Annotated in this window: 23 protein-coding genes and 6 pseudogenes; 16 read left to right on the top strand and 13 right to left on the bottom strand. The window is 73.3% G+C overall.

Translation table 11 applies throughout. The features are described 5' to 3' along the window. Positions 1–57 precede the first annotated feature (57 nt). A complete protein-coding gene (locus tag P0R35_RS09035) occupies positions 58–516 on the top strand; it encodes a hypothetical protein (protein WP_284012173.1) in 459 nt (152 codons plus the stop codon). A gap of 91 nt (positions 517–607) precedes the next feature. On the opposite strand, the pseudogene P0R35_RS09030 reads toward P0R35_RS09035, so the two are convergent. Continuing rightward, positions 608–1,008, bottom strand: a pseudogene (locus P0R35_RS09030) (DUF5788 family protein). 183 nt (positions 1,009–1,191) lie between these two features. Between P0R35_RS09030 and P0R35_RS09025 the strand changes: the two are divergent. From P0R35_RS09025 to P0R35_RS09005, 5 genes are all read left to right on the top strand, one after another. After that, the gene (locus P0R35_RS09025) at positions 1,192–2,424 is read left to right on the top strand and encodes a histidine kinase N-terminal 7TM domain-containing protein (protein ID WP_284012172.1); all 1,233 of its coding nucleotides are present in this window, start codon (positions 1,192–1,194) and stop codon (positions 2,422–2,424) included. Continuing rightward, on the top strand, positions 2,421–2,978 hold the full coding sequence (locus tag P0R35_RS09020) for an ATP-binding protein (protein WP_284012171.1): 558 nt from the start codon (positions 2,421–2,423) through the stop codon (positions 2,976–2,978). The genes P0R35_RS09025 and P0R35_RS09020 overlap by 4 nt, the downstream gene beginning before the upstream one ends. 57 nt (positions 2,979–3,035) lie before the next feature. Then, positions 3,036–4,040: a Gfo/Idh/MocA family protein gene (locus P0R35_RS09015; protein ID WP_284012170.1), complete on the top strand. Its 1,005-nt coding sequence runs from the start codon at positions 3,036–3,038 to the stop codon at positions 4,038–4,040. Between the two features lie 208 nt (positions 4,041–4,248). Beyond that, a complete protein-coding gene (locus P0R35_RS09010) occupies positions 4,249–5,853 on the top strand; it encodes a PAS domain-containing protein (protein WP_284012169.1) in 1,605 nt (534 codons plus the stop codon). Beyond that, positions 5,787–6,164, top strand: a complete 378-nt coding sequence (locus tag P0R35_RS09005) for an ATP-binding protein (RefSeq protein ID WP_284012168.1) — start codon at positions 5,787–5,789, stop codon at positions 6,162–6,164. The genes P0R35_RS09010 and P0R35_RS09005 overlap by 67 nt, the downstream gene beginning before the upstream one ends. A gap of 7 nt (positions 6,165–6,171) precedes the next feature. On the opposite strand, the gene P0R35_RS09000 is transcribed toward P0R35_RS09005, so the two are convergent. Together P0R35_RS09000 and P0R35_RS08995 are read right to left on the bottom strand one after the other, a co-directional pair. Beyond that, entirely contained in the window at positions 6,172–7,884 is a 1,713-nt protein-coding gene (locus tag P0R35_RS09000) for an alpha-amylase family glycosyl hydrolase (RefSeq protein WP_284012167.1), read from the bottom strand. Positions 7,885–7,951: 67 nt separating this feature from the next. Next, positions 7,952–8,723: pseudogene (locus P0R35_RS08995) on the bottom strand (protein-L-isoaspartate O-methyltransferase family protein). 131 nt (positions 8,724–8,854) lie between these two features. Here P0R35_RS08995 and P0R35_RS08990 point away from each other — a divergent pair. Continuing rightward, complete coding sequence (locus tag P0R35_RS08990) at positions 8,855–9,148, top strand: MarR family transcriptional regulator (protein ID WP_284012166.1); 294 nt, start codon at positions 8,855–8,857, stop codon at positions 9,146–9,148. Between the two features lie 280 nt (positions 9,149–9,428). On the opposite strand, the gene P0R35_RS16840 is transcribed toward P0R35_RS08990, so the two are convergent. From P0R35_RS16840 to P0R35_RS08975, 5 genes and pseudogenes are all read right to left on the bottom strand, one after another. Further along, a complete protein-coding gene (locus P0R35_RS16840) occupies positions 9,429–9,626 on the bottom strand; it encodes a hypothetical protein (RefSeq protein ID WP_490396513.1) in 198 nt (65 codons plus the stop codon). Positions 9,627–9,874: 248 nt separating this feature from the next. Next, a pseudogene (locus P0R35_RS16835) lies at positions 9,875–10,654 on the bottom strand (ATP-binding cassette domain-containing protein); the annotation flags it as partial. Positions 10,655–10,889: 235 nt separating this feature from the next. Continuing rightward, a pseudogene (locus P0R35_RS08980) lies at positions 10,890–11,882 on the bottom strand (ABC transporter ATP-binding protein); the annotation flags it as partial. Positions 11,883–12,122: 240 nt separating this feature from the next. Then, a pseudogene (locus tag P0R35_RS16645) lies at positions 12,123–12,383 on the bottom strand (ABC transporter permease subunit); the annotation flags it as partial. 68 nt (positions 12,384–12,451) lie between these two features. Then, on the bottom strand, positions 12,452–13,081 hold the full coding sequence (locus P0R35_RS08975) for a hypothetical protein (RefSeq protein ID WP_284012164.1): 630 nt from the start codon (positions 13,079–13,081) through the stop codon (positions 12,452–12,454). 294 nt (positions 13,082–13,375) lie between these two features. Between P0R35_RS08975 and P0R35_RS08970 the strand changes: the two genes are divergently transcribed. Beyond that, positions 13,376–14,023, top strand: a complete 648-nt coding sequence (locus tag P0R35_RS08970; protein WP_284012163.1) for an ABC transporter permease family protein — start codon at positions 13,376–13,378, stop codon at positions 14,021–14,023. Continuing rightward, the gene (locus tag P0R35_RS08965) at positions 13,969–14,328 is read left to right on the top strand and encodes an ABC transporter permease subunit (protein WP_284014591.1); all 360 of its coding nucleotides are present in this window, start codon (positions 13,969–13,971) and stop codon (positions 14,326–14,328) included. Before P0R35_RS08970 ends, P0R35_RS08965 begins: the two co-directional genes overlap by 55 nt. Positions 14,329–14,393: 65 nt before the next feature. Here the strand turns inward: P0R35_RS08965 and P0R35_RS08960 are convergent, their stop codons facing one another. Beyond that, positions 14,394–15,317 (bottom strand): SAM-dependent methyltransferase, encoded by a 924-nt coding sequence (locus tag P0R35_RS08960; RefSeq protein WP_284012162.1) that lies wholly within the window; start codon positions 15,315–15,317, stop codon positions 14,394–14,396. Between the two features lie 105 nt (positions 15,318–15,422). Beyond that, complete coding sequence (locus P0R35_RS08955) at positions 15,423–16,076, bottom strand: HVO_0476 family zinc finger protein (protein WP_284012161.1); 654 nt, start codon at positions 16,074–16,076, stop codon at positions 15,423–15,425. Between the two features lie 193 nt (positions 16,077–16,269). On the opposite strand from P0R35_RS08955, the pseudogene P0R35_RS08950 reads away from it, so the two are divergent. Continuing rightward, a pseudogene (locus P0R35_RS08950) lies at positions 16,270–17,165 on the top strand (ATP-grasp domain-containing protein). A 30-nt stretch (positions 17,166–17,195) separates the two neighbouring features. Here the strand turns inward: P0R35_RS08950 and P0R35_RS08945 are convergent. Next, positions 17,196–17,579, bottom strand: coding sequence for an Hsp20/alpha crystallin family protein (locus P0R35_RS08945; protein WP_284012160.1), 384 nt, complete (start codon positions 17,577–17,579; stop codon positions 17,196–17,198). 139 nt (positions 17,580–17,718) lie between these two features. On the opposite strand from P0R35_RS08945, the gene gap reads away from it, so the two are divergent. Continuing rightward, entirely contained in the window at positions 17,719–18,777 is a 1,059-nt protein-coding gene (gene gap / locus P0R35_RS08940; protein WP_284012159.1) for a type I glyceraldehyde-3-phosphate dehydrogenase, read from the top strand. Between the two features lie 54 nt (positions 18,778–18,831). Here the strand turns inward: gap and P0R35_RS08935 are convergent, their stop codons facing one another. After that, positions 18,832–20,538 carry a sensor histidine kinase gene (locus P0R35_RS08935; RefSeq protein ID WP_284012158.1) on the bottom strand — a complete coding sequence of 569 codons (1,707 nt, stop codon included), beginning with the start codon at positions 20,536–20,538 and terminating at the stop codon, positions 18,832–18,834. Between the two features lie 150 nt (positions 20,539–20,688). On the opposite strand from P0R35_RS08935, the gene gcvT reads away from it, so the two are divergent. The 3 genes from gcvT to P0R35_RS08920 all read left to right on the top strand — a co-directional run bounded on the left by gcvT (position 20,689) and on the right by P0R35_RS08920 (position 23,385). Continuing rightward, positions 20,689–21,804 (top strand): glycine cleavage system aminomethyltransferase GcvT, encoded by a 1,116-nt coding sequence (gene gcvT, locus P0R35_RS08930; RefSeq protein WP_284012157.1) that lies wholly within the window; start codon positions 20,689–20,691, stop codon positions 21,802–21,804. A 114-nt stretch (positions 21,805–21,918) separates the two neighbouring features. Beyond that, positions 21,919–22,293 (top strand): glycine cleavage system protein GcvH, encoded by a 375-nt coding sequence (gene gcvH / locus P0R35_RS08925; protein ID WP_284012156.1) that lies wholly within the window; start codon positions 21,919–21,921, stop codon positions 22,291–22,293. Positions 22,294–22,371: 78 nt separating this feature from the next. After that, complete coding sequence (locus tag P0R35_RS08920) at positions 22,372–23,385, top strand: hypothetical protein (RefSeq protein WP_284012155.1); 1,014 nt, start codon at positions 22,372–22,374, stop codon at positions 23,383–23,385. Here the strand turns inward: P0R35_RS08920 and P0R35_RS08915 are convergent, their stop codons facing one another. Further along, a complete protein-coding gene (locus P0R35_RS08915; RefSeq protein WP_284012154.1) occupies positions 23,386–23,589 on the bottom strand; it encodes a hypothetical protein in 204 nt (67 codons plus the stop codon). 197 nt (positions 23,590–23,786) lie between these two features. Between P0R35_RS08915 and gcvPA the strand changes: the two genes are divergently transcribed. Both gcvPA and gcvPB read left to right on the top strand, forming a co-directional pair. Beyond that, on the top strand, positions 23,787–25,127 hold the full coding sequence (gene gcvPA / locus P0R35_RS08910) for an aminomethyl-transferring glycine dehydrogenase subunit GcvPA (RefSeq protein WP_284012153.1): 1,341 nt from the start codon (positions 23,787–23,789) through the stop codon (positions 25,125–25,127). A gap of 52 nt (positions 25,128–25,179) precedes the next feature. After that, complete coding sequence (gene gcvPB, locus P0R35_RS08905) at positions 25,180–26,694, top strand: aminomethyl-transferring glycine dehydrogenase subunit GcvPB (RefSeq protein ID WP_284012152.1); 1,515 nt, start codon at positions 25,180–25,182, stop codon at positions 26,692–26,694. Positions 26,695–26,704 lie beyond the last annotated feature (10 nt).

Here is a 26,704-nt window from a genome sequence, read left to right as displayed (position 1 = left end):
TCTCGAACCGGGTGCTCTCCACCGGGCTTATGTGGAACACGGGACACGCACAGGCCTGTGAACCATCGGTCCCTACTCGTCTTGGGTGTTCTCCTCGTCCTCCTCGCCGGGTGCAGCGGCGTCCCCGTCGCGTCCTCCGACACGGCGACTCCCGAGTCCGACGCAGCCTGGAGCTACCGGATCGTCGTCGAGAACGGGTACGACACCCAACCGTACACGCTGACGGTCGCGACACCGACCGGCCAGACGGTGCTGAACGAGACGAGGTCGGTCGCCTCGGGCGACCGATGGGTCGCAACGACCCTGACGGAGGCCGAACACGGTGGCGAGACGTACGTGATCACGGTTCGACCGGAAGACGAGGACACGGTGGCGCGCTCGGAGTTCGACACGACGCCACGAGAGAAGGTGACGTACAGATCCGGCGCGAAGCTGTATCGGTTCGGCCCCGACGGGTCGGCGGTGCACCTCTGCGGCGGGAGCCCGGACTGCTACACGAACGTCACCACCGAGTAGCGGGGCACGTCAGCCGTCACCCGGCGGTGGATTGGACGAGCAGGAGGACTCCCCGACCCGAGTCGGTCGGTCCTCTCGGTCGGGTCGACCCTCACCGAAGCCGGTTCACCAGTCCCAGCCACTCCTCGTGCCCCTCGATCCGGCTGCGGCGCGCCTCCTCGCCGTAGCTCGCCTCGTCGAGACGCTCCAAGGCGTTGATCGCCCGGTCGAGGCCGATCACCGCGTCCGCTGCGCTTCCCCCTCCGCGACGGAGATGTCCCCCTCGGCGATGCGGCGTCGCCGCCGGATCCGTTCGCGCCGCAGGTGCCCGAGCAGGTCCGCGACCCGCTCGCGCTCGCCGTCCGGGATCGCGTCGAGGCTCCGGAGTTCGAACACGAGTCGCTTCAGCTCCACCGTCTCGCCGTCGACTTCGACCCGCTCGGGCATCCGTGCGCCGACCGTGCTCCCGCCCCGCAGCCGGTCGAGCAGTCGGCGCCGTTCGGATCCGTCCATCGCCGTTCGGTACCGAGCGTCGACACGTCAGTGTGGCGGCGGCGTCGGCGCCGCTCGCGGCCCCCGTCCGGGACCGGCGAAACGTCGCGCTCCCGACGTGTACCGCCTCGGAAGCCAATGTTCTTCCCTACGAAGCCGTAGACTGCAATAGCTTTGACCGGAGTGATCGGGAGTACGATCGTTGTGAGCACCGGCGCCGCCGGCGTCGGCTCCGCGGCGCTGGCGTGGTATCTCGACCGGCACCGCGGGTCGGCCGGCGCCGGCTGGCTGATGGCGACGCTCTCGGCGCAGGCGCTGTGGGCGCTCGCGTACGCCGTCGGCCTGCTCGCGACCGATCTCACGGTGCGAGCGTACGCGGAAGCCGTCGCGTGGGTCGGGATGGTGTGGCTCGGGCCGCTGTTCCTCGGGTTCGCGCTCGCGTACACGGGCCGGTCGGCGCTGCTCCGGTCCCGTGGGTTCCGGCTCCTGTTCGCGGTCCCGGCGTCGGCGTCGCTGCTCGCGCTCACGCACCCGCTCCACGACGTCCTGTGGCTGTTCTTCAGGCGGTCGCCGGAGTTCGGGATCACGACGGTCCGGTACGCGATCCAGCTCCCCGGGTACGCGGCCCTGCTGGTCGGCCTCGGGACCGCCGCCGTCGGCGTGCTCCTGTTGGTGGGAGCGATCCAGACGTACGGGCCGCTGTACCGTCGCGAGTCGACCGCGATCGCGCTCAGCACGCTGTTCCCGGCCACCGGCGTCGTCGTGTGGCTCGTCGGCGCCGGCCCGTGGCCCGCGGTGAACTTCGGGGCGCCGCTGCTGCTGTTCCACGTCGCCCTCGACGCGTACGCGTTCGTCGGGACGCGCCTCTTCGAGACGGCCCCGACGACGCAGCGGGCCGCAAAGCGCAGCGCCCTCGACGACCTGGCGGAGCCGCTGTTGGTCCTCGACACGGAGGCGGCCGTCGTGAACATGAACCGCCGGGCCGAGACCCTGTTCGACGTCGACGGGAGGGACGCGGTCCCGGTCCCGTTCGCCGACCTCGCGGGCGCGGACCTCGACGACGTCCGGGCGCGGGGGGAGCTCACGGTCGGCGGCCCCGACGGCGGGATCTTCGCCGTCTCGCACACGCCGCTGTCCGACCAGCGCGGCGACGACGTCGGCGGGCTGCTCGTCCTCTACGAGGTGACGGTCGAGCGGCGCCGCAAACAGCAGCTGTCCGTGCTCAACCGCATCCTCCGACACAACCTCCGGAACGAACTCACCGTCGCCCGGGGGGAACGCCCAGGCGATCCGGGCGAGCGCGGGCGACCCCGCCGTCCGGACGCAGGCGGGGGCGATCGTCGCGTCCAGCGACCGGCTGCTCGCGACCGCGCGGAAGGCGAAGCGGTTCGGCCGGATCCAGGGGGCGCGACCTCGACCTGTCGGTCGTCGAGGTGACCGACCTCATCAACGACGTGTGGCGGGAACTCTGCGAGTCGTACCCGCACGCCGACGTCGCCGCCGAGATCGAGACCGACCGGACCCGGGTCCGGACCGACGCGACGGTGCTCTCGATGGTGGTCTCGAACCTGATCGAGAACGCGATCGTCCACGCCGAGGACGCCGCGGACGGCCCCGCCCCCACGGTCGTCGTCCGGGTCACGGACGGCCCGGACGACCGGTCGGCCACCGTCGTCGAGGTCGCCGACGACAACCCCCCGATCGACGACGCGGAGATCGACGCGCTCCGCGCCGGCGACGAGACGGCGCTCGAACACGGCAGCGGGATCGGCCTGTGGATCGTCCACTGGTGCGTCACCGCGCTCAACGGGCGCATCGAGTTCGAGTACGACGACGGCAACGTCGTCCGGGTCACGCTCCCGACGCACGCGGCGGCCGACGAGCGCGCCGCGGTCGACGGCACGCGGACGCCGCACGGTCCCGAGGGGCCGCTCGTCGACGACGCGGTCGACGCGTCGTCGGACGGCGACCCCGCGGAGGCGGACGACTGACCGCCGCGGGCGTCCCGCGATGGCAACGCACATCCCGCCGCGGCCGAACCCGCCGGTATGTACGACGTGGGGATCGTCGGCTGTGGCGTCATCGGCACCCGGCTCGCGGAGTCGTTCGCCGACCACCCGGAGACGACCGTCGCGGCCGCCTGCGACGTCGACGCCGACCGCGCCGAGTCGTTCGCCGCCGAGCGCGACGCCGACGCCTACACCGACCACGGGACGATGCTGGCGACCGCGGACCTCGACGTGTTGTACGTCGGCGTCCCGCCGGTCCACCACCGCGAGATCGCCGCCGCCGGCCTCGACGCCGGCGTCGACGTGATCTGCGAGAAGCCGATCGCCGAGGACGCCGAGGCGGGCGCCGAACTCGCCGCGCTGGAGGCGGAGACGGACCTCGTGACCGCGGTGAACCTCCCGTTCCGCTACACGCCGGGGTTCGTCGAGCTGCGCGAGCGGGTCGCCGCCGGCGAGGTCGGCACCCCCCGGCGCGTCTCGCTGGACTTCCGGTTCCCCCGGTGGCCCCGCGAGTGGCAGGACGTCGACTGGCTCCGCTCGCGCGAGCAGGGCGGGCCGGTCCGCGAGGTGGGGACGCACTTCCTGTTCGGCGTGCGGGAGCTGTTCGGCGGCGTCGATCGCCTGAGCGCCGCGGTGCAGTACGCCGGCCCCGACGAGTGCGAGGAGTCGGTCGTCGGCTGGTTCGCCGCGGGCGGCGAGGGGAGCGCCGACGCCGGCGCGGTCGACACCGACGCGCCGGTCCACGGGACGATCGACCTGCTCACCGACCACGACCGCCCCGAGGAGAACGCCATCACGGTGACCGGGACGGACGGCGAGTTGGCGCTGACCGAGTGGTACCGGCTGGTCGCCGACCCCGGCACCGACGACGAACGGGAGCTGTGCGCCGACCGCGCGTCGACGACGCTGACGCTCGTCGACGAGTTCGTGACGGCGCTCGACGGCGGCGACGGCGACCTCGTCTCGTTCGCGGAGGCGACGGCCGTCCAGCGCGTCGTCGACGCGGTGTTCGCCTCCGACGGCGACCCCCTCCGGATCGAGTGACCGGGACGCGGTCGGCCGCCGCCGTCGCCGACCGGCGCGCGCGACGCCCCAGGCGCCGGACACCTCCCCCCCTGCTTATGTAGCCGACGCTCCCTCGATCCGGTATGTACACGTCCTCGCGGTCCGGCCGGCGGACACGGACCCGGCGAGCGACACCTCGGGGGGAAGCGGCGACCGGACCGCCGCCGGTCGGCGACGGGAGCCACGGATGACCGACGACGCGCCCGACGCCGCCGTCCTGCTCGTCGTCGACGACGCGGCCGTCCGCGCGGAGCTCCGCGAGCGGCTCGACGGCGAGGACGGGTTCGTCCCGCGGGTCGGGCCGGCGGCGGCCCCGTTCGACGCCGACTTCGACGTCTGTCTGCTCGACGCCGCCGGGCTCCGGGCCCACGCCGACGCGCTCGCCGCCGTCCGCGCGACGACGCGGGCGTACCTCCCGGCGGTGTTGGTCGTCCCGGCGGACGCCGGCGACCCGGAGGAGACGCTCGCCGCCCTGGGCGAGGCGGGCGAGGCGGTCGACGACCTGCTCGCCCACCCGGCCGGTGGCCCGGCGCTGGAGCGGCGGCTGCGGTCGCTGGCCCGCGCCAAGCGCCGCTCCGCGGAGGCGGCGGCGGGCCGCGACCGCCTCCGTCGCCTCGTGCGGTACCTGCCCGACGCCGTGTTCCGCTGCCGCGAGGGGACGGTGACGTACGCCAACCCCGTCGCCGAGTCGCTGTTGGGCGCGGAGCCGACGGGGTTGGCGGGGCGGTCGTTCGCCTCGCTGGTCCCGCCGGTCGACCGCGACGCCGTCACGTCGGCGCTCGCGTGTGCCGCCGACACCGGGCGCGGCGGCCCGGTGGAGACCGTGTTGGCACGCTCGGTCGCGCGCGACGCCGACGGCGGGGTCGCCGACGACCGCGACGGCGCCGACGCCGCCGACGCCGTCGGGACCGCACGCGAGCGTCCCGCGAGCGTCCCGGTGGAGGTGACCGCCATCGACGTGGGCGACGGCGAGGTGCAGGTCCTCGCGCGCGACCTGCGCGAGCGGCGCGAGCGGGAGGACCGCCTCGCGCTGTACCGGCGGGCGATGGACGAGGCGACCGTCGGCATCACCATCGCCGACCACACCGACGACGACGAGGTCCTCGTCTACGCGAACAACGAGTTCAAGCGCCTGACGGGGCTGTCCGGCGACGAACTCCTCGGGCGCAACCCCCGGTTCCTCCAGACGGACGCGACCGACGTGGAGCCGGTGGCCCGCCTCCGGCGCGCCATCGACGCCGGCGAGGAGGCGTCGGTCGTGCTGTTGAACCGCCGGGCGGACGGGCGGACGTGGTACAACGCCCTCGACGTCTCCCCGATCACCGACGCCGACGGGACGGTGACCCACTACCTCGGGTTCCAGCGCGACGTGAGCGAGCGCGTCACCCGCGACCAGCGACTCACGGTGTTGGACCGCGTCCTCCGACACAACATCCGCAACCGCCTCAACGTCGTCCTCGGCTACACCGACCACATCGAGGAGGTGCTCGCCGCCGTCGACGGCGCCGACGCGGACCCGGGCATCGACGTCGACGCGGTCCGGGCGGACGCCGACCACGTCCGGAAAGCGGCGGCGGACGCCCTCGCGCTGTCGGACAGCGCCCGGCGGTTCCGCGAGGACGTGGTCGACGCCGACCGGCCCGACCCGGTCGACGCGGCCGCCGTCGTCGAGGAGGCGGTCACCCGCGTGCTCGAGGGCGCGCCCCCGCGGACGTCCGGCTCGCGTTGCCCGACGAGGCCGTCTTCGTCGCCGGCGCGGCGCCGCTGTCGCTCGTCGCCGAGGAGCTGTTGACGAACCCGATCGAGCACCTCGAGGACCCGACGGTCGCGGTGTCGCTGACGGCCGAGGACGGCGAGGCGGTGTTACGCGTCGCCGACGACGGCCCGGGGATCACACACGACAGTCGGGCGCCGCTGCGGTACGCCTCGGAGACGCCGACCGAACACGGGCAAGGCGTCGGGCTGTGGCTCGTGCGGTGGACGGTCGACGCCGCCGGCGGCACCGTCGCCTACGAGGACGCCCCCGGTGGCGGCGCTCGCGTCGTCGCGCGGTTCCCGGCCGTCGACCCCGCCGAGCGCGACGACGCGGACGCCGCCGAGTGAGCCCGCGCTACCGCCGCTCGCCGCGCAGCCAGAGGTAGTCACAGCCGCCCAGCGTCACGCGCACGCCGTCGTCGACGAGGTCGTAGTCGGACGCGCCGAGCACGCGCTCGACGGCGTCCGGGGCGACGTCGACGTCGGCGACGACCTCGCGCGGCTCGTCGGCGAAGTTGTGGACCGCCAGCAGCGTCGTCCCGTCGTGGTCGAAGCGGTGGGCCCACACCTCCTTCGGGTCGACGTGGACGATCGAACAGTCGCCGCGCGCGACCTCCGGGCTCGCCGCCCGGGCCGCGGTGGCGTCGGCGACGCGCTCGAACAGCGACCCCTCGACGCCGCGCTGGCCGGCGGCGTCGGCCTGATACACGCCCGGCCAGCCGGTGCCGTCGACCGGGAGCACCAACTCCTCGGGGGCGGCCGTCGAGAAGCCCGCGTTCGGCTCGTCGCCGTCCCACCGCATCGGCGTGCGGACGGCCTGTCGCTCGGGCAGGTCGAGATCGGCGTGCATCCCGATCTCGTCGCCCGAGAAGAGGATCGGGGTCCCGGGCAGCGACAGCAGGAGGCTGTGGGCCATCGCGATCCGGTCGTGGTCGCCGTCGTACAGGTCCGCCAGCCGGAGGCGGTGGCCCCGGCCGAAGATCCACGAGTCGCGCCCGTCGCCGTGACCCTCGCGGAACTCCTCGCGGGCGTGTTCGAGCGCCTCGTGCGGGAGCTTCAGGAGGTTCCACTCGTCGTGGTTGCGCAGGAAGTTCGCCCACCAGACGTGGCCGTTCGGCTGGGCGTCGGGGATCTGCTCGAACATGCGGTACAGGGGCCACGTGTCGCCGACGCCGACGCCGTAGGTGACGTGGGAGTTGCCGACGAAGTTGAACAGCGCGTCGAACCCCTCGCCGCCCGCGAAGTAGAAGTCGAGCCGGTCGGGCTCGTCGTCGGCCTCCGCCAGCAGGACGGCGTCGTCCTTCACGGCGCGCGCCCGCCGCTTCAGCTCGCGGAACAGCCACTGCGGGTCGTCCAGCCGGTGGGCGTTGTGTCCCTTCGGCAGCACCATCGGGTGGGCGGCGTCGATGCGGAAGCCGTCGACGCCCCGCTCCAGCCAGAACTCCGCGATGGAGAACAGCTCCTCTTGGACGTCCGGGTTGGCGACGTTGAGGTCGGGCTGGTGGTTGTAGAACTGGTGGAAGTAGTGTTTGTCCGCGACCTCGTCGTAGCTCCAGACGCCGTCCTCGTACTCGGGGAAGATGTTGGACGTGTTGTACGCCTGCTCGACGTGGCTCGTCCACAGGTAGTAGTCGTGGTACTTCGACTCGGGGTCCTCGCGGGCGCGCTGGAACCACTCGTGCTCGGTCGAGGTGTGGTTGAGCACGAGGTCGGTGATCAGCCGGATCCCCCGCTCGTCCAGTTCCTCGACGAGCGCGTCGAACGCGTCGAGCGACCCGACGCGGTCGTCGACGCCGCGGTAGTCGGCGACGTCGTACCCGTTGTCGCGCAGCGGGCTCGGGTAGAACGGCCGGATCCACAGGCAGTCGACGCCCAACTCCTCGAGGTAGTCGAGGCGGTCGATCAGCCCGCGGAAGTCGCCCCAGCCGTCGCCGTCGCTGTCCTGGAACGTCTTGACGTCGAGGCTGTACACCACCGCGTCGCGGTACCAGTCGGGCCGTCCCCCGTCGGCGAGCACCGCCGCCGGATCGACGTCCGCGGCCCTCGTCGGGTCCCCGTCGGCATCCATGGTTGTCGGTCGTGGGTGGGGGCGTCGCTAAAAGCTCTCGAAGCGCGGTCGACGGCGGGGGCGCCCGTCAGCGATCCGTCCCGGTCAGGCGGTCGTCCCAGTCGATCCACTCGTGTTCCCACCCGGTCTTCGCGAAGTAGCCCTGGTCGGAGAACTCGGCGTCCTCGCGGTGGGTCCGGTTGCGCACGCCCGCGCCGGCCTGTTCGCCCTCGACCAACAGCGGCGACAGCGACACCGGGCCCGCGGTGTCGGCCTCGTGGAGCCGCCCGGCCTCGTCGGGCTCGAACGCGACGACCGTCTGGTCGGCGCCCCGTCCGCGCGGGAGGACCAGCCGGCCCCCGGAGCCGCTGGTCCGCGAGATCGCGCGGCGGCTCGACGGCCGCCGCCTCGACGAGCACGCGGTCGAACGGGGCGTACGCGGGGAGCCCGCGGGCGCCGTCGGCGCGGTCGACGAGCACCGCGCCGTGGCCGGCCGCCGAGAGGTTCTGCCGGGCGTCGTACACCATCCGCCGGGAGATGTCGACGGCGTGGACGTGTCTCGCGCCCACCACCTCCGCCAGCACCGCCGCGGTGTAGCCGACGCCGGCGCCGACGACGAGCGTCTCGTCGCCCGCGTCCGCCTCAAGCGCCGACAGCAGCCGCGCGACCGTCGCCGGCGCGAGCACGCGCGTCCCGCCCTGTTCGCCCGCCCGGTTCGCGTACGGCGCCTCGGCGACGAACTCCTCGCGGGGGACCGTCGCCATCGCCTCCCGAACCGCCGGCGCGACCGCGCGACCGAGCGTGTGCTCGACCGAGTCGAGCATGTCCTCGCGCAGCAGCGCCGGGTCGGGTCCGTCCATGGCCGACCGCACGACCTCACAGCTAATGAACCGCACGCTCGCCGCCCCGGACCGCGGCGTGGCGGTCGGTTGTGCGCGTCCGGTGCACACGATGCAGAGCGTCTTTGCGATGCCGGGAGTGGGCCCTACCGATGCCAACGGACCTGCGGTCGGCGGTGGCGGAGCTCCCGCCCAGCGCGAAGCTGGTGTTCGTCGTCCTCGAACGACACGAGCGACTCACACAGGCCGCGCTCGCCGAGGAGACGCTGCTGCCACAGCGGACCGTCCGCTACGCGCTCGAGGAGCTCCGCGAGGCGGACGTGCTCAGAGAGGAGCTGAACATCATGGACGCACGACAGCGCTTCTACTCCCTCGAGGACGGGGAGCGCGATCCCGACGAGCCGGAGATCGGGCTCGCCCACGAGCGGTCCGCGTCCGCCCGGTAGGTCCACCGCCCCCTCCTACGTCGTTTCCGCCCGCCGCCGAGCGGCGAGACGGCGACGCGCCGCCCGGACGACCGCGACGAGCACGACGACCGCGAGGAGGCCGGCGAACGCGAGGCGCGTCGACCGCGCGGCCGCGACGGTGCGGAGCCGGCTCGGCCGGTCCACCCGACGGTGCCGAACGCGCCCACGGCTCGAACACGGTCCGGACGCCCAGCGGGGCCGCCGGTCACGCCTCACGTCGCCCGCGCGCCCCGGCGCCGCCTGAGAAGGCGCCGCCCCCTCACCGGTCGGTGAGGTGACACGCGGCCGTCCCGACGCGGGAGCCCGTGTCGTCGCCGTCCTCGGTCCGGGCCCCCTCCGACCGGTCTACCGGCGTCCGTGCCGGCGCCTCGCCGAGACAGACCGACGGGAACGCCTCGCGCAGGCGCGCGAGCGCGGCGTCGTCGTCGCCGTCCGCCGCGAGCGCGAGCGCCGCCACGAGCGCCTCCCCTCCTCGCCGCCCGGGTCGGGGAGGCCGTACGCCTCCCGGAGCGCGCGTTCGCGGCCGTCCCCGGCGTCGGCCGACCGCGACCCGCCGACGTCCGCCGTGCCGTCCGCCAGCGCCGTCCGGAAGTCGACCACCGCGGCGAACTCCTCGCTCGAGAGCGCGCTCCCCGCCGGGGGGATCACCTCCGGACACCGCGTGTGGAACCGACAGCCGTCCGGCGGGTCGGACGGGTCCGGCACCGCCCCCGAGAGGGTGTTCTCGGGCCGGCCCGCGCGGGGGTCCGGCGTCGGGACTGCCGCGGCGAGCGCCCGGGTGTACGGGTGGGCGGGGTCGTCGAGCACCGCCGCGGTCGGTCCCGTCTCGACGATCTCGCCGGCGTACATGACCGCCACGCGGTCGCACGCCTCCCGGACCACGCTCATGTCGTGACTGATCAGGAGCAACGAGAGGCCGAACCGGCCGCGCAGCTCCGCGAGCAGGTCGAGGATCGCCGCCTGCACGCTCACGTCGAGGGCGGCGGTCGGTTCGTCGAGCACGACGAACTCGGGGTCGAGCGCGAGCGACCGGGCGACGGTGACGCGCCGCTTTTGCCCCCCGGACAGTTCGTGGGGGTAGCGGTCGCGCAGGTCCGGCGAGAGACCGACCCGCTCGAACAGCGTCGCGACGCGGTCGCGCCGGCGGTCGCGGGCGACCCCGCGGACCGCGAGCGGCTCGGCGGCCGACTCGCCGACGGGCATCCGCGGGTCGAGACTGTCGGCCGGGTCCTGGAACACCGTCGCGGTCCGCCGGCGGAGGTCGTCGATCGTGGCGTCGTCGACGTCCCCGGACACCTCGGTCCCGTCGAACCGGACCGTGCCGCCGGTCGGCTCCTCCAACCGGAGCAGGGTCTCCGCCACCGTCGACTTCCCGCACCCGGACTCCCCGACCAGCCCGAGCGCCTCCCCGCGACCGACCTCGAAGGAGACGCCGTCGACGGCGCGGACGGCGCCGGTCCGCCGCCGGAGCAATCCGGACCGCACGGGGTAGTGTTTCTCCAGTCCCTCGACCGCCACGAGCGGCTCCGACCCCGAGGGACCGGCCGGTCGGTCGCCGTCCGCGGGGGGTCCGTCGCCGTCGGTCGCTCGGGCGTCCCCGGTCGACCCGTCGTCGGCCGTCCCGCGTCGGCTCACCGGTCACCACCCCCGCGCCGGACCCCGCCCCGTCGCGCGCCGCGGGGGTCGCCGTCGGGTCGCCGTCGCCGGGGTCGCCGGCGCCACGGTCGAGGGCCGTGGGGTCGCGCACGCCGTCGTGGAACACACACGCGGCCTCGCCGCCGGCGACCGCGTCGTACACCGGCGGGTGGTCCCCGCCGCGGCACTCGGCGACCGCGTGGGGACACCGCGGGTGGAACCGGCACCCCTCGGGAGGGTCGATCAGGTCGGGGGGTTCGCCCCCGATCCGCTCGCCGTCGCGCCCGGGGAGCGACCCGAGGAGCGCCCGGGTGTACGGGTGGGCCGGCCGCTCGAACACCTGGGTCACGTCGCCGCGCTCCATCACGCGGCCGCCGTACATGACGACGACGCGGTCGGCGATCCCGGCGACGACGCCGAGGTCGTGCGTGACGAACAGCGTCGCGAGGTCCGCCTCGGCGCCGAGGTCCGCGAACAGGTCGAGGATCCGCGCCTGCACGGTCACGTCGAGCGCGGTCGTCGGCTCGTCGGCGATCAGGAGGTCCGGCTCGCCGGCCAACGCCATCGCGACGGCGACCCGCTGTTTCATCCCGCCGGAGAGCTGGTGGGGGTAGTCGTCCGCGCGGCCGCCGGCGTCGGGGAGCCCGACCCGGTCGAGCAGGTCGACGGCGCGGTCGTGGGCGGTCGCGCCGTCGACGCCGCGGTGGTAGCCGACGGCCTCGGCGACCTGGTCGCCGACCGTGTAGACGGGGTCGAGGGAGCGTTGCGGGTCCTGGAACACGTACGCGATCCGGTCCCCGCGGATCGACCGCAGCTCCCGTTCGGAGCGCTCGGTGAGGTCGCGGTCGTCGAACCGGACCTCGCCGCCGTCGACCTCGCCGGGCGCGTCCACGATCCCGCCGATCGACTCGCAGGTGACCGTCTTCCCCGACCCCGACTCGCCGACGAGGCACACCGTCTCGCCGGGGTGCACGTCGAAGGAGACGCCGTCGACGGCGCGGACGACGCCGTCGGGCGTGGGGAAGCGGGTCCGGAGGCCGCGCACCGACAACAGCGGTTCCCCGTCGTCGCGGCTCACGCGCCCACCCCCGCCTTCGGGTCGAGCACGTCGCGCAACGCCGACCCGAGCACCGACATCGCGGCCACCGTCGCCACGAGCGGGAGCGCGGCGAACAGGACGGGCCACCACAGCTCGGGGAACGCCGTGAAGCCGATCGCGATGGTCGACCCCCACGACTGCGCGAGGGGGGTTGGTGAACCCGAGGTAGGCGACGCCCGCCTCGACGAGCACGAGCATCGGCATCCTGTCGGCGACGGCCGCGACGACCGTCTCGGAGACGTTCGGGATCACGTGTCGGCGGACGATCCGGAGGTCGCTCGCGCCGGCGTCGCGGGCGGCCCGGACGTAGCCGGTGTCGACCCGCGAGCGTGCGGCCGACCGGACGAGCCGCGCGGTGCCGTCCCAGTCGAACAGCCCGAACACCACGACGATCGACACGAGGCTCCGGCTGAACGACTCCTGCACGAGCAACACGACGAACACCGCGGGCACGACCCGCTGGAGGTCGACGTACCGCATCAACAGGGCGTCGACGCGCCCGCCGTAGTAGGCGGCCGTGACGCCGACGACCACCGCGACCGGGACGATCAGCGCGGCGGCGACGAACGACACCTGCACGGCGACGCGCGCCCCCCCTCCACGATCAGGGTGACCAGCCCGTCCCCGTTGACCGTCGTCCCGAGCGGGAAGTACCACGTCCCGTGACAGAGGTCGCCCTCGAGCGTCCCCTGACAGTAGGGGATCGTCGGCGACATCTCGACGGTCGCCCACGCGGGCGGTTGGGACGGCGGCACGCCGTAGGTGATCTCCTCGGTCGACTCGACGCCGAGGGCGTCGATGGTCCACGCGCCGAACGTCGCGGCGTACCACACCACCAGCAGGTACGCCGCCGCCGCGAGTCCGACCGGTCTCCGGCGGAGACGCCGCCAGTAACGGCGGCGCAGGTCGGGGCGACGGGCGAGCGGGACCCCGACGTAACACGCCGCGACCGCCAGCGAGGCGTAGTACAGGTACTCGATGATCGACGTGGACACCCCCCAAAACGGGACGACGCCGTCGGGCGTCACCACCTCCTCCCAGACACCGGCGACCGCGAGCACGGTCAGGACGCCGGCCAGCGCCACCGTCCGGAGTCGGACCGGGAGGCGGTCGACGACCCGTCGGCCGTCCGTGTCGACCTCGAAGCGGTCCTCGACCGCGTCCGAGCCGTGGCTCACGGCGGTTCCCCCCCGCGGGAAACCGTCGGGTCGCGTCGGAAGGCAGTACTGGGTCGATCACGAGCGGAGGGCGCCCGCGAGGGAGTGGGAACCGTTCGCACGTCGCCTGCGTGATGGTCCGGGCGAATAATGGTACCGCCGGGGCGGGTGGGGGGCCGCGGTAGTATTATACGGCTGTCGTCTGCAGGGCCGTGGTATGCGGATCGACTCCCTCCCGCCGCGTGGCGCCCGGTTCCGGGCGCCGCCGGCGCAGTCGACCGACCCGTCGACGAGCCAGTCCCGGGGTGCCCCGGCGTGACCGCCCGTGCGTTCCTCGCGCGTCGGCTCGCGTGGGCGGGGTTCGTCGTCTGGGTCGTGGTCACCGTCGCCTTCCTCGCGCTCGCGGCCGCGCCCGACCACAACCTCAGCTTCATCCAGTGGGGCCTCCCGCCGGAGGAGGCCCGCGCGGTCGCCGAACAGTACCGCGAACGGATGCACTACGACGAGCCGCTGCACCGGCGGTACGGGCACTGGCTGTGGGAACTGGGCACGCTCCAGTTCGGCCGTTCGTACGTGCAGGACCGCCCGGTCGACGCCATCCTGGGTCCGGCGCTGGGCGTCACGCTCGCGTACCTCGTCCCGGGCGTCCTACTCGCCGGGGTATTCGGCGTCCTCGGCGGACTCGCCGCCTCGCTGTGGCGCGGCACCGTCGGCCGACTCGCGGAGGCGTTCGGCCACCTCGGCGCGGCGTTCCCGGCGTTCCTGCTCGCGGAGGCGATCGCGCTGGTCGCCGCCGAGCGCGCCGGCGTGGTCGCGGCTGGAACCCCGACGTGGGGCCGCTGGCGGGACCGAACGTCGCGGCGGTCGGGGTCGCGACCGCCGTCGTCGCGACGACGCTCGGGGCCGCGATCGTCCGGTACGCCTCCGCGGAGACCGCCGCGGTCGTCGGCACCGACTTCGTGAAACTCGTCCGGGCCAACGGTGCACCGCCGCGGCGGGTCGCCGCCCACGTGCTCCGCAACGCCGCGGCGCCGATCGTCGCGCTGTTCTCGATCCGGGTGCTCGGGGCGCTCCTGCTCGGCGTCTACCTCGTCGAGGCGGCGCTCGGGATGCCCGGGTTCGGCCTGGTGACGCTGGAGGCGATCCGCGACCGCGACGTCGCGGTCGTCCTCGCGGCGACGCTGATCACCTCCCTGCTCGGCGTCCTCGGGACGCTCGCCGAGGACGCCGTGACCGCGACGCTCGATCCGAGGGTGGGGTCGGAGTAGCCGCGCCACGGGGACGGGGACCCGTCCCGGTCGTCCGGGTCCGGGTCCCCGCCACGGCCGGCGAGTTACCCGTCGACGACGCCGACGGCGGCGTGGCGGTCCGTCCCGGGGATCGGGTCGACGCGGACGTCCGCGAGGCCGGCCTCGCTGAACCAGTGACGGACGGTGTCCGGCTCGTACGCCCCGCCGTGGCCCGCCGCCAGCGCCCGCGCCTCGACGGCGACGGCGTCGCCGGTGCCGTCGTCGAGGACGCCGGTCGCGACGAGCGCGCCGTCGCCGTCGAGGAGGTCGACCGCGACCGACAGCGTCGGGACGACCTCCGCGGGGTCCATCCCCGAGAGGCCGTCGCCGAGGAACGCCAGGTCGAACGAGCCGTCGAGCGTCGCGGGGATGCCGGCGTGGAAGCGGACGTCGTCGCCGTGGACGCGCCCGAGCAGGTCGATCGCCGACGGCGACTCCACCAGCGTGGCGTCGAGGCCGCGGGCGGCGAACTCGCGGGCGTACACGCCCGAGGCGCCACAGAGGTCGACGACCGCGTCGGCGTCCGGGCGCGCGCGGACGGCGGCCGTCACGCACGCGCGGACGACCGCGGGGTCGGTGGCGTAGTGGGCGCCCAGCGCGTTCGCCTCCCAGTCGCTGCGGCGCTCCGGCGGGACGCCGGTCTCCAGCGTCTCGGGGAGGCCGACCAGTTCGTCCAGCTCGTCGAGCGCGTGGGGCGTCGCCCCGATCGAGCGCACGTCCCGCTTGGCGAGCAGCCCGAGCGCGCGGTTCGTCGGCTCGTACTCGTCGCCGACCGCCTCGAAGAACCCCAGGTCCGCGAGCGCCTCGACGAGCCGGCGAGCCAACGGCTCGGCGACGTCGGTGGTCTCGGCGACCTGCGCCGGCGTCCCCGCCGTCGTCAACAGCGCCTCCAGCACCCCCGTCCGCCGCGCCGCCCACACGAGGAGCAACTCCTCGGCGTCGAGCCCGGTCCGCTCGTCGGTCGGCATCGTTCGTTCCCCGACCTTCGACTGGGTGGATAAAAGGGCATCCCTCGGCGGTCGGGCCGCCCGACCCGCGTCCGTCGGGGCGGGTCGCGAGCGGCCGTCGGCGGCCTACCAGGCCGACCAGGCGGCGGTCTTGGTGTCGCGGGCGTACACCCGCTTCACGTCCTTCGCGTACACCATGTCGCCGTCGTGGTCGAACTTCTCGTGGCGGTAGGTGTCGGCGGCCTCGTCGCGCACCTGCACGCCCTCGATCTCGATCTCGTCGTCGCCGAACGACTCGGTCTTCCCGACCGTGAACTCGTAGTCGCCGGGGACGTACACCTTCAGGCTCCGCGTCTCGTCGCGGCGGCCGTCCTTCGGGTGGACGGTGACGTTGACGCCGACGTTGTCGACGACGCGCGTCCAGACGGTCGCGGCGTGCTCGAGGTCGGACTCCTCGACGCGGCGGTCGCCCGACAGCTCGATCGAGGTGACGCGCACCTGCTGGATCGCTTCCGGGGTTTCGACGATGAACTCGTCGCCGGTGGCGACCGTCTCCTCGGGTTCGCCCGCGAGCGTCGTCGTGTACGACTCGCCGTCCTGCGAGACGACGACGTCGACGTCGACGGTCGTCGGCTCCGGCACCTCGACCTTGTGGGTGTGGCCGCACTGCGTACACTGCACCGTCGCGTGGCCGCCGGGTTTCAGCACCTCGTGGGGCGTCTCCTCGGCACAGCCCGGGCACTCCACGGGCACCTGCGAGGGAACGTCGGGATCGCTCATGGCAGCGACTACCTGCTCGGGCCGTAAGAAGCCTCGTTTCTCCGGATGCGCGTGTGGGAGCGTGTCGGGGTCGGCGCCGAACGGGGCCCCCGAGCGGGCCGCCGACGGCCCGGCGTCCGCCGGTCGCGGGCCGCCCCCGTCGGCGCCGCCGAGCCGAACGGCTATCCGCGCGGCCCCCTCGTGGCGACCGACGATGCCGTCGCCCCCCACCGACCCCGACCTCCGCCTCGCCGTGACGACGCGCGCGGAGACGTTCGACCGCCTCCGCGAGCGACTCGCGCCCCACGGCATCGCCGTCGACCACGTCCGACCCGACGAGCGCGTGCTCCGGGTCGACGCCGACCCCGACGGCGAGTTCGCCGGCTTCGACGTCGGCTGGGTGTACCCCTCGCGGCTGATGGAGGGCGCGGTGGTCGACACCCACCTCGACGTGCCGTGGGTGAACGGCCGCGAGGCGGTGCTCGCCTCGCGCAACAAGGCCGGGACGCTGGCGACGCTGGCGGCCGCCGGCCTCCCGGTGCCCGAGACGCGTGCGGTGTCGAACCCCGTCGACGACGGGGCGGTGCTGGCGGCCGCCGACGAGGTTGGCTACCCGGTCGTCGTGAAGCCCAACTCCGCGACGCGGGGCGTGGGCGTCGCCAAGGCGGCGGACCCCGACAGCCTGCTGGGCGTCACCGACTACCTCGACCTCGTCCACGACTACCGCGCGACCGGCGACAAGTCGTTCCTCGTGCAGGAGTTCCTCCCCGACGCCACCGACTACCGCGCGATGGTCGTCGACGGCGACTACGCCGGCGCCGTGGAGCGTCGGCTCCCCGACGGCGCGGTCGCCGAGGGGAACTGGAAACACAACGTCCACCGCGGCGCGGTCGCCGAGGGGTCGCCCTCGACGACGACGCCCGCGACCTGGCCGAGCGGGCGGCGCGCGCGCTCGACGTCCCGCTCGTGGGCGTGGACCTGCTGGCGTCGGACGGCCGGCTGGTCGTCTCGGAGACGAACGCGCGGCCGACCGTCGACGCCGCCGCGAAGTACCGCGACGGGTTCGACGCGTCGCTGGCGGCGCTGGTGCGTCGGACGGCCGAGCGGTAAGGGTCGCGAGAACGGGCGCTGCGCGGCGGACTACTCGACGTCGATGTCGGCCGACGGTTCGAGCACGTCGAACGTCACCTCGAGGACGCCGTTGTTGAACGACGCCGACGCGGAGTGTTCGTCGACGCGCGCGGGCAGGCGGACCCGTTCGTCGAAGCGGCGGTGGTCGCCCTCGGCGACGACGGTGAGCGTCGAGCCGTCGCACTGGAGGTCGATCCCCCCCTTGTCGACGCCCGGGAGGTCCGCGACGAGTCGGATCGTCGACCCCTCCTCGTACACCGACACGTGGGTCTCGTCGCCGAAGCCGGCGTCGCCGAACCCCGAACCGTTTCCGGGTGCGCCGGTCATTTCGCTCATCATCCGTTCGATCTCGTCGAAGATGTCGCCGAACGGATCGTCGCGGTTGTCACGCATTCTCAACCTTCCTTGTACGCTTTGCCGAATAAGCCTTCTCCCCCCGGCACACCGGCCGCTGGGTCGGGTCTCGCGCCCCGATTCGCGCCGCTCGGCCGCACCCACAAGCGATAAGTCGTCGGCCATCAGTTATTCGGATATGAGTAAATCGTACCTCGCGGCGGGCGACGACGTCGAGAACCCCGTGCGCGTCGGGCTCAACGGGTTCGGTCGGATCGGGCGCAACGTGTTCCGCGCGGTGATGGAGGACCCGCGCATCGAGCTGGTCGGCATCAACGACGTGATGGACGGCGAGGAGATGCGCTACCTCGCCGCCTACGACTCCGTGATGGGTCGCCTCGACGGCGTGAGCTACGACGCGGAGTCCCGCGAACTCGCCATCGGCGACACGGCGGTGCCGCTGTTCGACGAGCAGGACCCCGCCGACCTCCCGTGGGACGACCTCGGCGTCGACGTCGCGCTGGAGTGTACGGGCGTGTTCCGCACGAAGGGCGACGCCGAGAAGCACGTCGAGGCGGGCGCCGACGTGGCCGTCATCTCCGCGCCGCCGAAGGGCGAGGCGCCGGTCAAGCAGCTCGTGTACGGCGTCAACCACGAGGAGGAGTACGACGGCGAGACGGTCGTCTCGAACGCCTCCTGTACGACCAACTCCGTCACGCCGGTCGCGAAGGTGCTCGACGAGGAGTTCGGCATCGCCTCCGGGACGCTCACGACCGTCCACGCGTACACGGGGAGTCAGAACCTCGTCGACGGGCCGAAGGCGAAGACCCGCCGCGGCCGCGCGGCCGCCGAGAACATCGTCCCCACGTCGACGGGCGCCGCGAAGGCGGCCACCGAGATCCTCCCGCAGCTGCAGGGCAAGCTCGACGGGATGGCGATGCGCGTTCCCGTCCCGAACGGCTCGCTCACGGAGCTGGTCGTCGACCTGGAGGAGTCGCCGTCGGCCGACGAGATCAACGCGGCGTTCCGCGACGCCGCCGACTCGGGGCCGCTGGCGGGCGTGCTCGGCTACACGGACGACGAGGTCGTCAGCCGCGACATCCTCGGGCTGCCGTTCTCGTCGTACGTCGACCTGCGCTCGACGAACGTCGTCGGCGACGACGACGAGGGCGTCGCCAAGATCCTGACGTGGTACGACAACGAGTACGGCTTCTCGAACCGCCTGCTCGACGTCGCCGCGTACGTCGACGCCTACTGATCCCGGCCCCCGTCGCGACGGTCGCTTTTTCGACCGACTCGCCTCCCAGCGGCGCTACTCGCCGGCGACGGAGGCGCGCTCGGGGTCGGCGCCGTCCGCGCTCGTCGACGGCTCCCCGACGTCCGTGCACGCGTCGGTGACGACGACCCTGACGCCGCCGTCGTACGTCGCGTCGACGTCGGCGTCCCAGCCGTGGACCTGCGCGAGCGTGCGGACGTTCGGGAGCGCGATGCCGGCCTCGGCGTCGGGGACGGCGCCGCCGTACTCGAAGAACGACTCCGGCGACAGGTGCGGGTACTCGTTGCCGTCGTCGGCGACGGCGATGCCGTCCTCGCGCAGCGCGACGGTCACCCGCGAGGCGTCGTTGTGGACGGCGAACCGGAACGCGCTCGCCAGCAGCGACTCGAGCCGGTCGGGGTCGGCGTCGATCCGGCCGCCGCGCTCCACCTCGAGGACGACGCCGTCGGTCGGGAGCGACCGCCACGCACGCTCGACGGTCGGGTCGAACGCGGTCCACTCCGTGCCCTCGATGGTCCGCCCCTGGCGCGCGAGCGCGGCGAAGTCCTCGACCAGCATCCGCATGCGCTCGGCGGTCTCGGAGGCGGTCGACAGCGACTCGCGGGCCGCCGCCACGTCGCCGTCCTCGAGCTCGGTCCCCGCGATCTCGACGCGTCCGGCGACGATCTGGAGCGTGTTGAACAGTTCGTGGCGCATCGCCGCGGCGAACGACTCCAACTGCTCGTTCTGTCTGGCCAGCTCCTGGCGACGGCGTTCGGAGCCGGTCACGTCGCTCAACATGACGAGCCGTCCGACGCTGCCGTGCGCCCGGACGAACTCCGTCGTCGTCACGAGGTAGTACCGGTGGCCGTCGGCGGCGACGCGGTCCAACAGCCCCTCGCCGCCGTCGAGCTCCGCGGCGACCTCGGGGAGGACCTCCGCGATCGGCTCGCCGCGCGCGCCGCGCAGCGCCGGGAGCGTGTCGCGAGCGAGGTCGTTCGCCTCGCGCACGCGGTCGTCCTCGTCGAGGTAGATCAGCGCCTCGTCGACCCCGTCGGACAGCTGTACCGAGAGGAACCGGTCCTCGAACACGTACAGCGTGCCGACGGCGAAGACGGCGACGCCGACCGGCTCCATGCTGAGGTCCAGCAACACCGGGGTGACCATCTCGGTCAGGTCGAACGTGACCGGCAACGCCGTCGCGCCGACCAGCGCCCCGAGCGGGCGGGTGTCGAAGTCGGCCTCGAGGAACTGGTCGAACAGCATGAAGAAGCCGATCGCGACCAGCGAGTACGACAGGCCGGTGACGACCCAGTGGGCGAGCCCCTGCTGGACGGCGAGGTGCGGGAACGGCGTCGCGACGAACTCGGCGGTGAAGTACAGCTGGTGGAAGGGGTTGGTGACCTTGATCGCGACGACGGCGAGGTAGGCGCCGACGGCGACGCGCCGGTACGTCCGATCGCGGTGGAACGACCGGCCGGTGTAGGCCGAACAGAAGTACAGCCACCCGCCGATCGTCGTCAGGCCGACGACGAGGCCGGTCAGGTACAGCGCGTACTGCAGGTCGGCCGTCGGCGCGAGCAGGTACGCCAGTTGGGCGACCGCCCAGCCGCCGCTGGCGACCAACAGCGCCACCAGTCCCCGCCGCGTCTCGTCGTCGTCGACGGAGACAGCCCGACGGAGCGCGACGCCGCACCCGACGATCGCGACCGTGTACGCCGCCACGTAGACGGCGAGTGCCCCCGTTCCTCCGAGTCCGAACATCGTCGGACCCACCCGTTTGAGGTATTTAATATTGAGTTCTCCGGCTATCGATACTGAAACTCGTGTGAACCGACGCCGCGTGTGCCGCCGGCCGACGGCGGTCGGCGCCGAACGCCAAACCCTTACTCGGGGGCGACCGACCGGTCGGGTATGACGCTCCGGAAGCCGCCCCTCCGCGAGGCACACGCCGCGCGCGGCGCGAAGTTCACCGAGTTCGGCGGGTGGGACATGCCCGTCGAGTTCGACTCGATCCGCGCCGAGCACACGGCGGTGCGGGAGGCCGCGGGAGTCTTCGACGTCTCCCACATGGGCGAGATCGTCGTCGCCGGCCCCGACGCGGGGACGCTCGTGGACCGCCTGACGACGAACGACGTGGCCGCCCTCGACGTCGGCGACGCGCAGTACGCCGCGATCACCCGCGAGGACGGCGTGATGCTCGACGACACGGTCGTCTACCGCCTCCCCGACGAGGTGCGCGAGGACGGGGCCGTCCCCGCGTACCTGTTCGTCCCGAACGCCGGCCACGACGCCGAGTCCCACGAGCGGTGGGTCGCCCACCGCGACGAGCGGGCCCTCGACTGCGAGGTGCGCAACGTCACCGAGGACTGGGCCATGTTCGCGGTGCAGGGGCCCGACGCGCCCGGCCTCGTCGCCGACGCCGTCGACGCCGGCGGGCCGGACCTGCTGGACCTGTCGCGCTTCTCGGCGACGTACGCCCCGATCGCCGGGGCGGAGTGTTGGGTCGCCCGGACCGGGTACACCGGCGAGGACGGCTTCGAGGTGCTCTGTCCGTGGGACGCCGCCGAGGACGTGTGGGGCCTGTTCGCCGAGGACGCCGCGCCGTGCGGGCTCGGCGCCCGCGACACCCTCCGTATGGAGCGTGGGTTCCTGCTGTCTGGGCAGGACTTCCACCCCGAGGACGAGCCGCGCACGCCGTACGAAGCGGACATCGGCTTCGTCGTCGACCTCGACACCGACTTCGTCGGGCGCGACGCGCTCGCCGAGCAGGCGGAGACGGGCGTCGAGGAGACGTTCGTCGGGCTCGAACTGCTCGACCGCGGCGTCCCGCGCCACGGCTACGACGTCACCGACGAGAACGGCCACGTCGTCGGCGTCGTCACCTCCGGGACGATGAGCCCGAGCCTCGACAAGCCCATCGCGCTGGGGTACCTCCCGGTGGACCTCACCGACCCCGGCACCGAGGTGAACGTCGTCGTCCGCGGCCGCGAGAAGCGCGCCAAGGTCGTCACGGTCCCGTTCGAGTAGCGGCTCGGCCGGTGGTCGTCGCCGGCCCGCCCGCGCCGCCGTCGCCGGGGATCCGGCGGGTCGGTCGGATTCGCATACACCCAAGTACCCTCGCCGCACGGGTACCGATAGACGATGAGCTTCGACGTACCCGAGGGCCTGCATTACCGCGAGTCGCACGAGTGGATCGACCCGGAGACGGGCCGGGTCGGCATCACCGACTTCGCGCAGGACGAACTCGGCGACGTGGTGTTCGTGGAACTCCCGAGCGAGGGCGACGCCGTGGAGGCGGGCGCCGAGTTCGGCGTCATCGAGTCGATCAAGGCCGTCTCGGACCTGTACGCGCCCGCCTCGGGCGCGGTGACCGCGGTGAACGAGGCGCTGTTCGACGCGCCCGAGCTCGTCAACGACGACCCGTTCGGCGAGGGGTGGATGCTGCAGCTCGACGTCGACGAAGGCGACCTCGACGACCTGCTCACCGCCGAGGAGTACGCCGACCAGATCGCGTAGGCGACGCCGCCGCGCGAGACACACACGCCCGTTTTCGTCACCACAAAACTCTCACTCCCCTGTCCGGTAGTCGGCGGTATGCGACTCGACCGCCGTTCGTTCCTCGCGACGACGGCGACGCTGGCCGTGACAGCCGCCGGCGGCTGCACCGGCTGTGTCCCCGCACCGACCGCCTCCCTCCAGATGGTTCCCGAAGACGACGCCGGCCTCGCCGACCGGGCGCTGTGGAGGTTCGGCGCCGGCGACGGGGCCGACCCCGACCCGGAGAACCGCGACGCGCTCGCCCGCGAGGTCGTCGAGACCGGCTCGGCGACCGTCGAGGACACCGAGCCGCCGCTGCCCACCGACCGCCCGGTCGTCGTCGCGGGCGAGGGCGTGTACCGCTTCGCCGCCGAGCCCACCGACTCCCGCGAGATGCGCGCGTTCGGCGTGACGATGGACCCGATCCGCACCGAGGACGGCGAGGAGACGCCCGGCCCGGACGACAGCATCGCCTTCGCTGACCTCCCCGCGGTCGATCGGGAGGCGCTGGCGGCCGCCGGCTACGACGACCACCGACCGCCGGGCGTGATCACCACGCTCCGCTACCGCCCCGAGGCCGTCGAGGCGTCGGTGCTGGTCCCCGACCCGGAGTACGGGGCCGTCGTCTGGCCGGAGGGCCCCGCGACCGTCGAGGTGGACGAAGACGGCTCGTACACCGTCTACACCTACGAACTGACCGCCGACCGGGTCTCCTCGGCCGTGGCGTTCGGCGCCGACGTGCGCGAGCGGTTCGCGTGGTCGCTCGACGGACTCACCGACCCCCAGCGCGACATCGTCGAGACGGCCATCGCGGACACGCCCACTGGGGACACGTCCCACGAGCGCGCCGGCACCGGCTACCACCTCGACCACGACGAACGGCCCGGCGACGCCTTCCGCGCGCTCGTCGACCGCTTCCGCGCCCACGACCCCGTCCGCTTCGAGTGGGACGCCGAGCGCGACGAGTGGCGCGTGTCCGGCGACTACGTCGTCGAGTACGAGGGGAGCGTCTACTGGGCGGACCTGGCCGTCGACGAGTCGACGTTCACCGAGACGCCGACCGAGGGCTGATCACCGGCCCGCCCACCGCGCGAGGAGGAACCGCTCGGCGGCCTCGCGCCCGTGTTCGTCCACCCACGCCTCGGCGTCGGGCTTCGAGCAGCCGCGCGCCTCCATGACGCCGTGGACCAGATCCGCGTACGGGCGGGGCGTCACGTCGGCCTCGTCGTCCACGTCGAGCGGGTCGGTCTTCGGCGGGTCGACCGGGTCGGGCACGGGCGGTCGTCGGGGCGCGACGGACAAAAACGGCTCCGCGGAACGACTCACTCGCACGCGAGTGATCCCGCCGGACGAGGCGGCCACGCCGCCCGGGAACGAACGACTCTTGGTGGGCGCGCCGTAGGCACATCTATGGACAGACGTGGACACGGAACGCCCGCTTCCCCGCACGGACGTGGTGGGGTGGGGTCGCGATGAGCGGCCGCACCGCCGGGTCGAGCGGGTCGCCGTTCGCCCCCCACACCGCCGCCGAGACGGCGGCGATGCTCGAGGCCCTCGACGTCGACAGCGAGGCCGACCTGTTCGACATCCCCGACGAGGTCGCCTTCGACGGCGAGTTCGGCATCCCGCAGCGCGACGAGCGCACGGTGCGTGCGGACCTCCGCGAGACGTTCGCGCGCAACGACGACCTCACCGAGTTCCTCGGGCGCGGGCACTACGCACACTACGTCCCCGCGGTCGTCGACGACCTCGCCTCGCGCTCGGAGTTCCTCACGAGCTACACCCAGTACCAGCCCGAGATCGCACAGGGGTTCCTCCAGGCCCTGTTCGAGTACCAGTCGATGCTGGTGGAGCTGACGGGGCTGCCGGTCGCCAACTGCTCGATGTACGACGCCGCGACCGGGCTCGCGGAGGCCGCCCTCCTCGCCGAGCGCGTCCGCTCGACCTCCGGGACGACCGTCCTCGTCCCCGAGGCGCTCCGCGACGGGAAGCGGGCCACCCTCGACAACTACGTCGACGGCTCCGACCTGACGGTCGAGACGTACCCGTACGCGGACAACACGGTCGACCTCGACGCGCTCGCCGACCGCGTCGGCGACGACACCGTGTTCGTGTACGCGGAGACGCCGACCGTGACGGGCGCCATCGAGCCCGCGCTGGCGGCGGTCGGCGACCTCGCCCACGACGCCGACGCGCTGTTCTGCGTCGGCTCGGACCCCGTCGCCCTCTCGCTGTTGCAGGAGCCGGCGAGCGTCGGCGCCGACGTCGTCGTCGGCGAGGCCGACGTGCTCGGGCTCCCGACGAGCTACGGCATGGGGCTCGGTCTGTTCGCCTGCAAGGAGGACTACCTCCGGCAGGTGCCCGGCCGCCTCGTCGGCAAGAGCGAGGACGCCGCCGACCGCCGGGCGTTCACGCTCACCCTCCAGACGCGCGAACAGCACATCCGCAAGGAGCGCGCCACCTCCAACATCTGCACGAACCAGGCGTGGGTCGCGCTCCGGGCGGCGATGCACGCCGCCTCGCTGGGCCCCGAGGGGCTCGTCGCGCTGGCGGAGGACTGCGTCCGCAACGCCGCGTCGCTGGCGGCGGACCTGGACGCCGTCGAGGGCGTCGAGGCGCCGCTGGACGACCGCCACCACTTCCGGGAGTTCACCGTCGGCGTCGCCGACGCGCCCGGCGTCGCCGCCGACCTGCGCGAGGCGGGGTTCGCGGTCCACGTCCTCGACGACGGGACGCTGCAGGTGTGCGTGACCGACCTGAACGCCGACGCGGCCGACGACCTCGTCGCCGCGTTCGCGGAGGTGGTCCGGTGAACTCCGTCGGACCGCGTCCGACGTGCTCGCGCTCGCCACGGAGGTGGCTCGCGTGAACTTCGACCAGGCCCGCTTCGGCGACGACACCCGCAACGAGCCCCTGTTGTCGGAGAAGGACGCGACGGCGGTCGACCCCGGCGAGAACTCCGTGCTCCCGGACGACCTGACGCGCGACTCGCTGGAGCTGCCCCGGATCTCCGAGCCGGAACTGGCGCGCCACTACACCCGGCTGTCGCAGATGAACTGGAGCGTCGAGTTGGGCCCGTACCCCCTCGGCTCCTGTACGATGAAGTACAACCCCTCGTTCACCGACGCGGTCGCGGCCGACCCGAACGCGGCGGTCCACCCCGACCGCGACCCCGAGACGGTGCAGGGGACCCTCGAACTCCTCTACGGGCTGCAGGAGTACCTCGCGACCATCGGCGGGATGGACGCCGTCACCCTCCAGCCGCCCGCGGGCGCCGCCGGCGAGTTCACCGGCATCGCGGTCGCGAAGGCGTACCACCAGCACCACGGCACCGACAAGTCGGAGGTCATCATCCCCGCGTCCGCGCACGGCACCAACTTCGCCACCGCGGCGATGGCGGGCTACGACGTGGTCGAACTCCCCTCCGGCGACGACGGCCGCGTCGACGTGGAGGCGTTGGAGGCCGCCGTGAGCGAGGACACCGCGGCGCTGATGCTCACCAACCCCAACACGGTCGGGCTGTTCGAGCGCGACATCGCCCACATCGCGGACGTGGTCCACGACGCGGGCGGCCTGCTGTACTACGACGGCGCGAACCTCAACGCCCTGCTCGGTCGCGCTCGCCCGGGCGACATGGGGTTCGACATCATGCACTACAACGTCCACAAGACGTTCGCCACCCCCCACGGCGGCGGCGGGCCCGGTGCCGGGCCGGTCGGCGTCGTCGAGGAGTTGGCCGAGTTCCTCCCGCGCCCGCAGGTGCGGAAGGTCGGGGCGGACACGCCGGCCGCGGCCGCCGACGGCGGCGCGTTCGCGGACGCGGGCGACGCCGACGACGTGGACGACACGACCGAGGACGCGGACGGCCCCGAGTACGAGCTGTTCGACCCCGCCCGCTCCATCGGGAAGGTGCACGGCTTCTCGGGCAACTGGCTCGTGTTGATCCGGGCGTACGCGTACATCCGCCGCCTCGGCGACGAGGGGCTGCTCGACGCCTCCGCGAAGGCGACGCTGAACGCGAACTACCTCGCGAGCCTGCTCGACTTGGACGTGCCGTACGGCCCGTTCCACCACGAGTTCGCCGCGACCGCGGGCGAGCGCGACGCCGCCGACGTGGCGAAGGGGATGCTCGACTACGGCGTCCACCCGCCGACGACGAAGTGGCCCGAGTTCGTCGACGAGGCGATGCTCACCGAGCCGACCGAGGTGGAGAACAAGCGCTCGCTGGAGGACCTGGCGCACGCGTTCAACGAGGCGTTCGCCGACTCCGACGAGGAACTCCACGACGCGCCGCACAAGACGACCGCGCGCCGTGTCGACCAGACCTCGGCGGCGCGGGACCCGCGGCTGTCGTGGCACGCGCTGGAGGACGGGGAGTAGTCGAGAACGC

The sequence above is a fragment of the Halobaculum litoreum genome (assembly GCF_030127125.1).
In the GTDB taxonomy this organism is placed as follows: Archaea; Halobacteriota; Halobacteria; order Halobacteriales; family Haloferacaceae; genus Halobaculum; species Halobaculum litoreum.
This window is presented reverse-complemented; position numbering and strand designations above follow the sequence as displayed.

What these genes read in the sequence shown, in the direction of transcription:
- P0R35_RS09015 (WP_284012170.1), top strand. Translation starts at nt 3,036, where the DNA reads ATGTACGACGTGGGGATCGTCGGCTGTGGCGTCATCGGCACCCGGCTC.
- P0R35_RS09010 (WP_284012169.1), top strand. Translation starts at nt 4,249, where the DNA reads ATGACCGACGACGCGCCCGACGCCGCCGTCCTGCTCGTCGTCGACGAC.
- P0R35_RS09000 (WP_284012167.1), bottom strand. Translation starts at nt 7,884, where the DNA reads ATGGATGCCGACGGGGACCCGACGAGGGCCGCGGACGTCGATCCGGCG.
- P0R35_RS08990 (WP_284012166.1), top strand. Translation starts at nt 8,855, where the DNA reads ATGCCAACGGACCTGCGGTCGGCGGTGGCGGAGCTCCCGCCCAGCGCG.
- P0R35_RS08960 (WP_284012162.1), bottom strand. Translation starts at nt 15,317, where the DNA reads ATGCCGACCGACGAGCGGACCGGGCTCGACGCCGAGGAGTTGCTCCTC.
- P0R35_RS08955 (WP_284012161.1), bottom strand. Translation starts at nt 16,076, where the DNA reads ATGAGCGATCCCGACGTTCCCTCGCAGGTGCCCGTGGAGTGCCCGGGC.
- P0R35_RS08945 (WP_284012160.1), bottom strand. Translation starts at nt 17,579, where the DNA reads ATGCGTGACAACCGCGACGATCCGTTCGGCGACATCTTCGACGAGATC.
- gap (WP_284012159.1), top strand. Translation starts at nt 17,719, where the DNA reads ATGAGTAAATCGTACCTCGCGGCGGGCGACGACGTCGAGAACCCCGTG.
- P0R35_RS08935 (WP_284012158.1), bottom strand. Translation starts at nt 20,538, where the DNA reads ATGTTCGGACTCGGAGGAACGGGGGCACTCGCCGTCTACGTGGCGGCG.
- gcvT (WP_284012157.1), top strand. Translation starts at nt 20,689, where the DNA reads ATGACGCTCCGGAAGCCGCCCCTCCGCGAGGCACACGCCGCGCGCGGC.
- gcvH (WP_284012156.1), top strand. Translation starts at nt 21,919, where the DNA reads ATGAGCTTCGACGTACCCGAGGGCCTGCATTACCGCGAGTCGCACGAG.
- P0R35_RS08920 (WP_284012155.1), top strand. Translation starts at nt 22,372, where the DNA reads ATGCGACTCGACCGCCGTTCGTTCCTCGCGACGACGGCGACGCTGGCC.
- gcvPA (WP_284012153.1), top strand. Translation starts at nt 23,787, where the DNA reads ATGAGCGGCCGCACCGCCGGGTCGAGCGGGTCGCCGTTCGCCCCCCAC.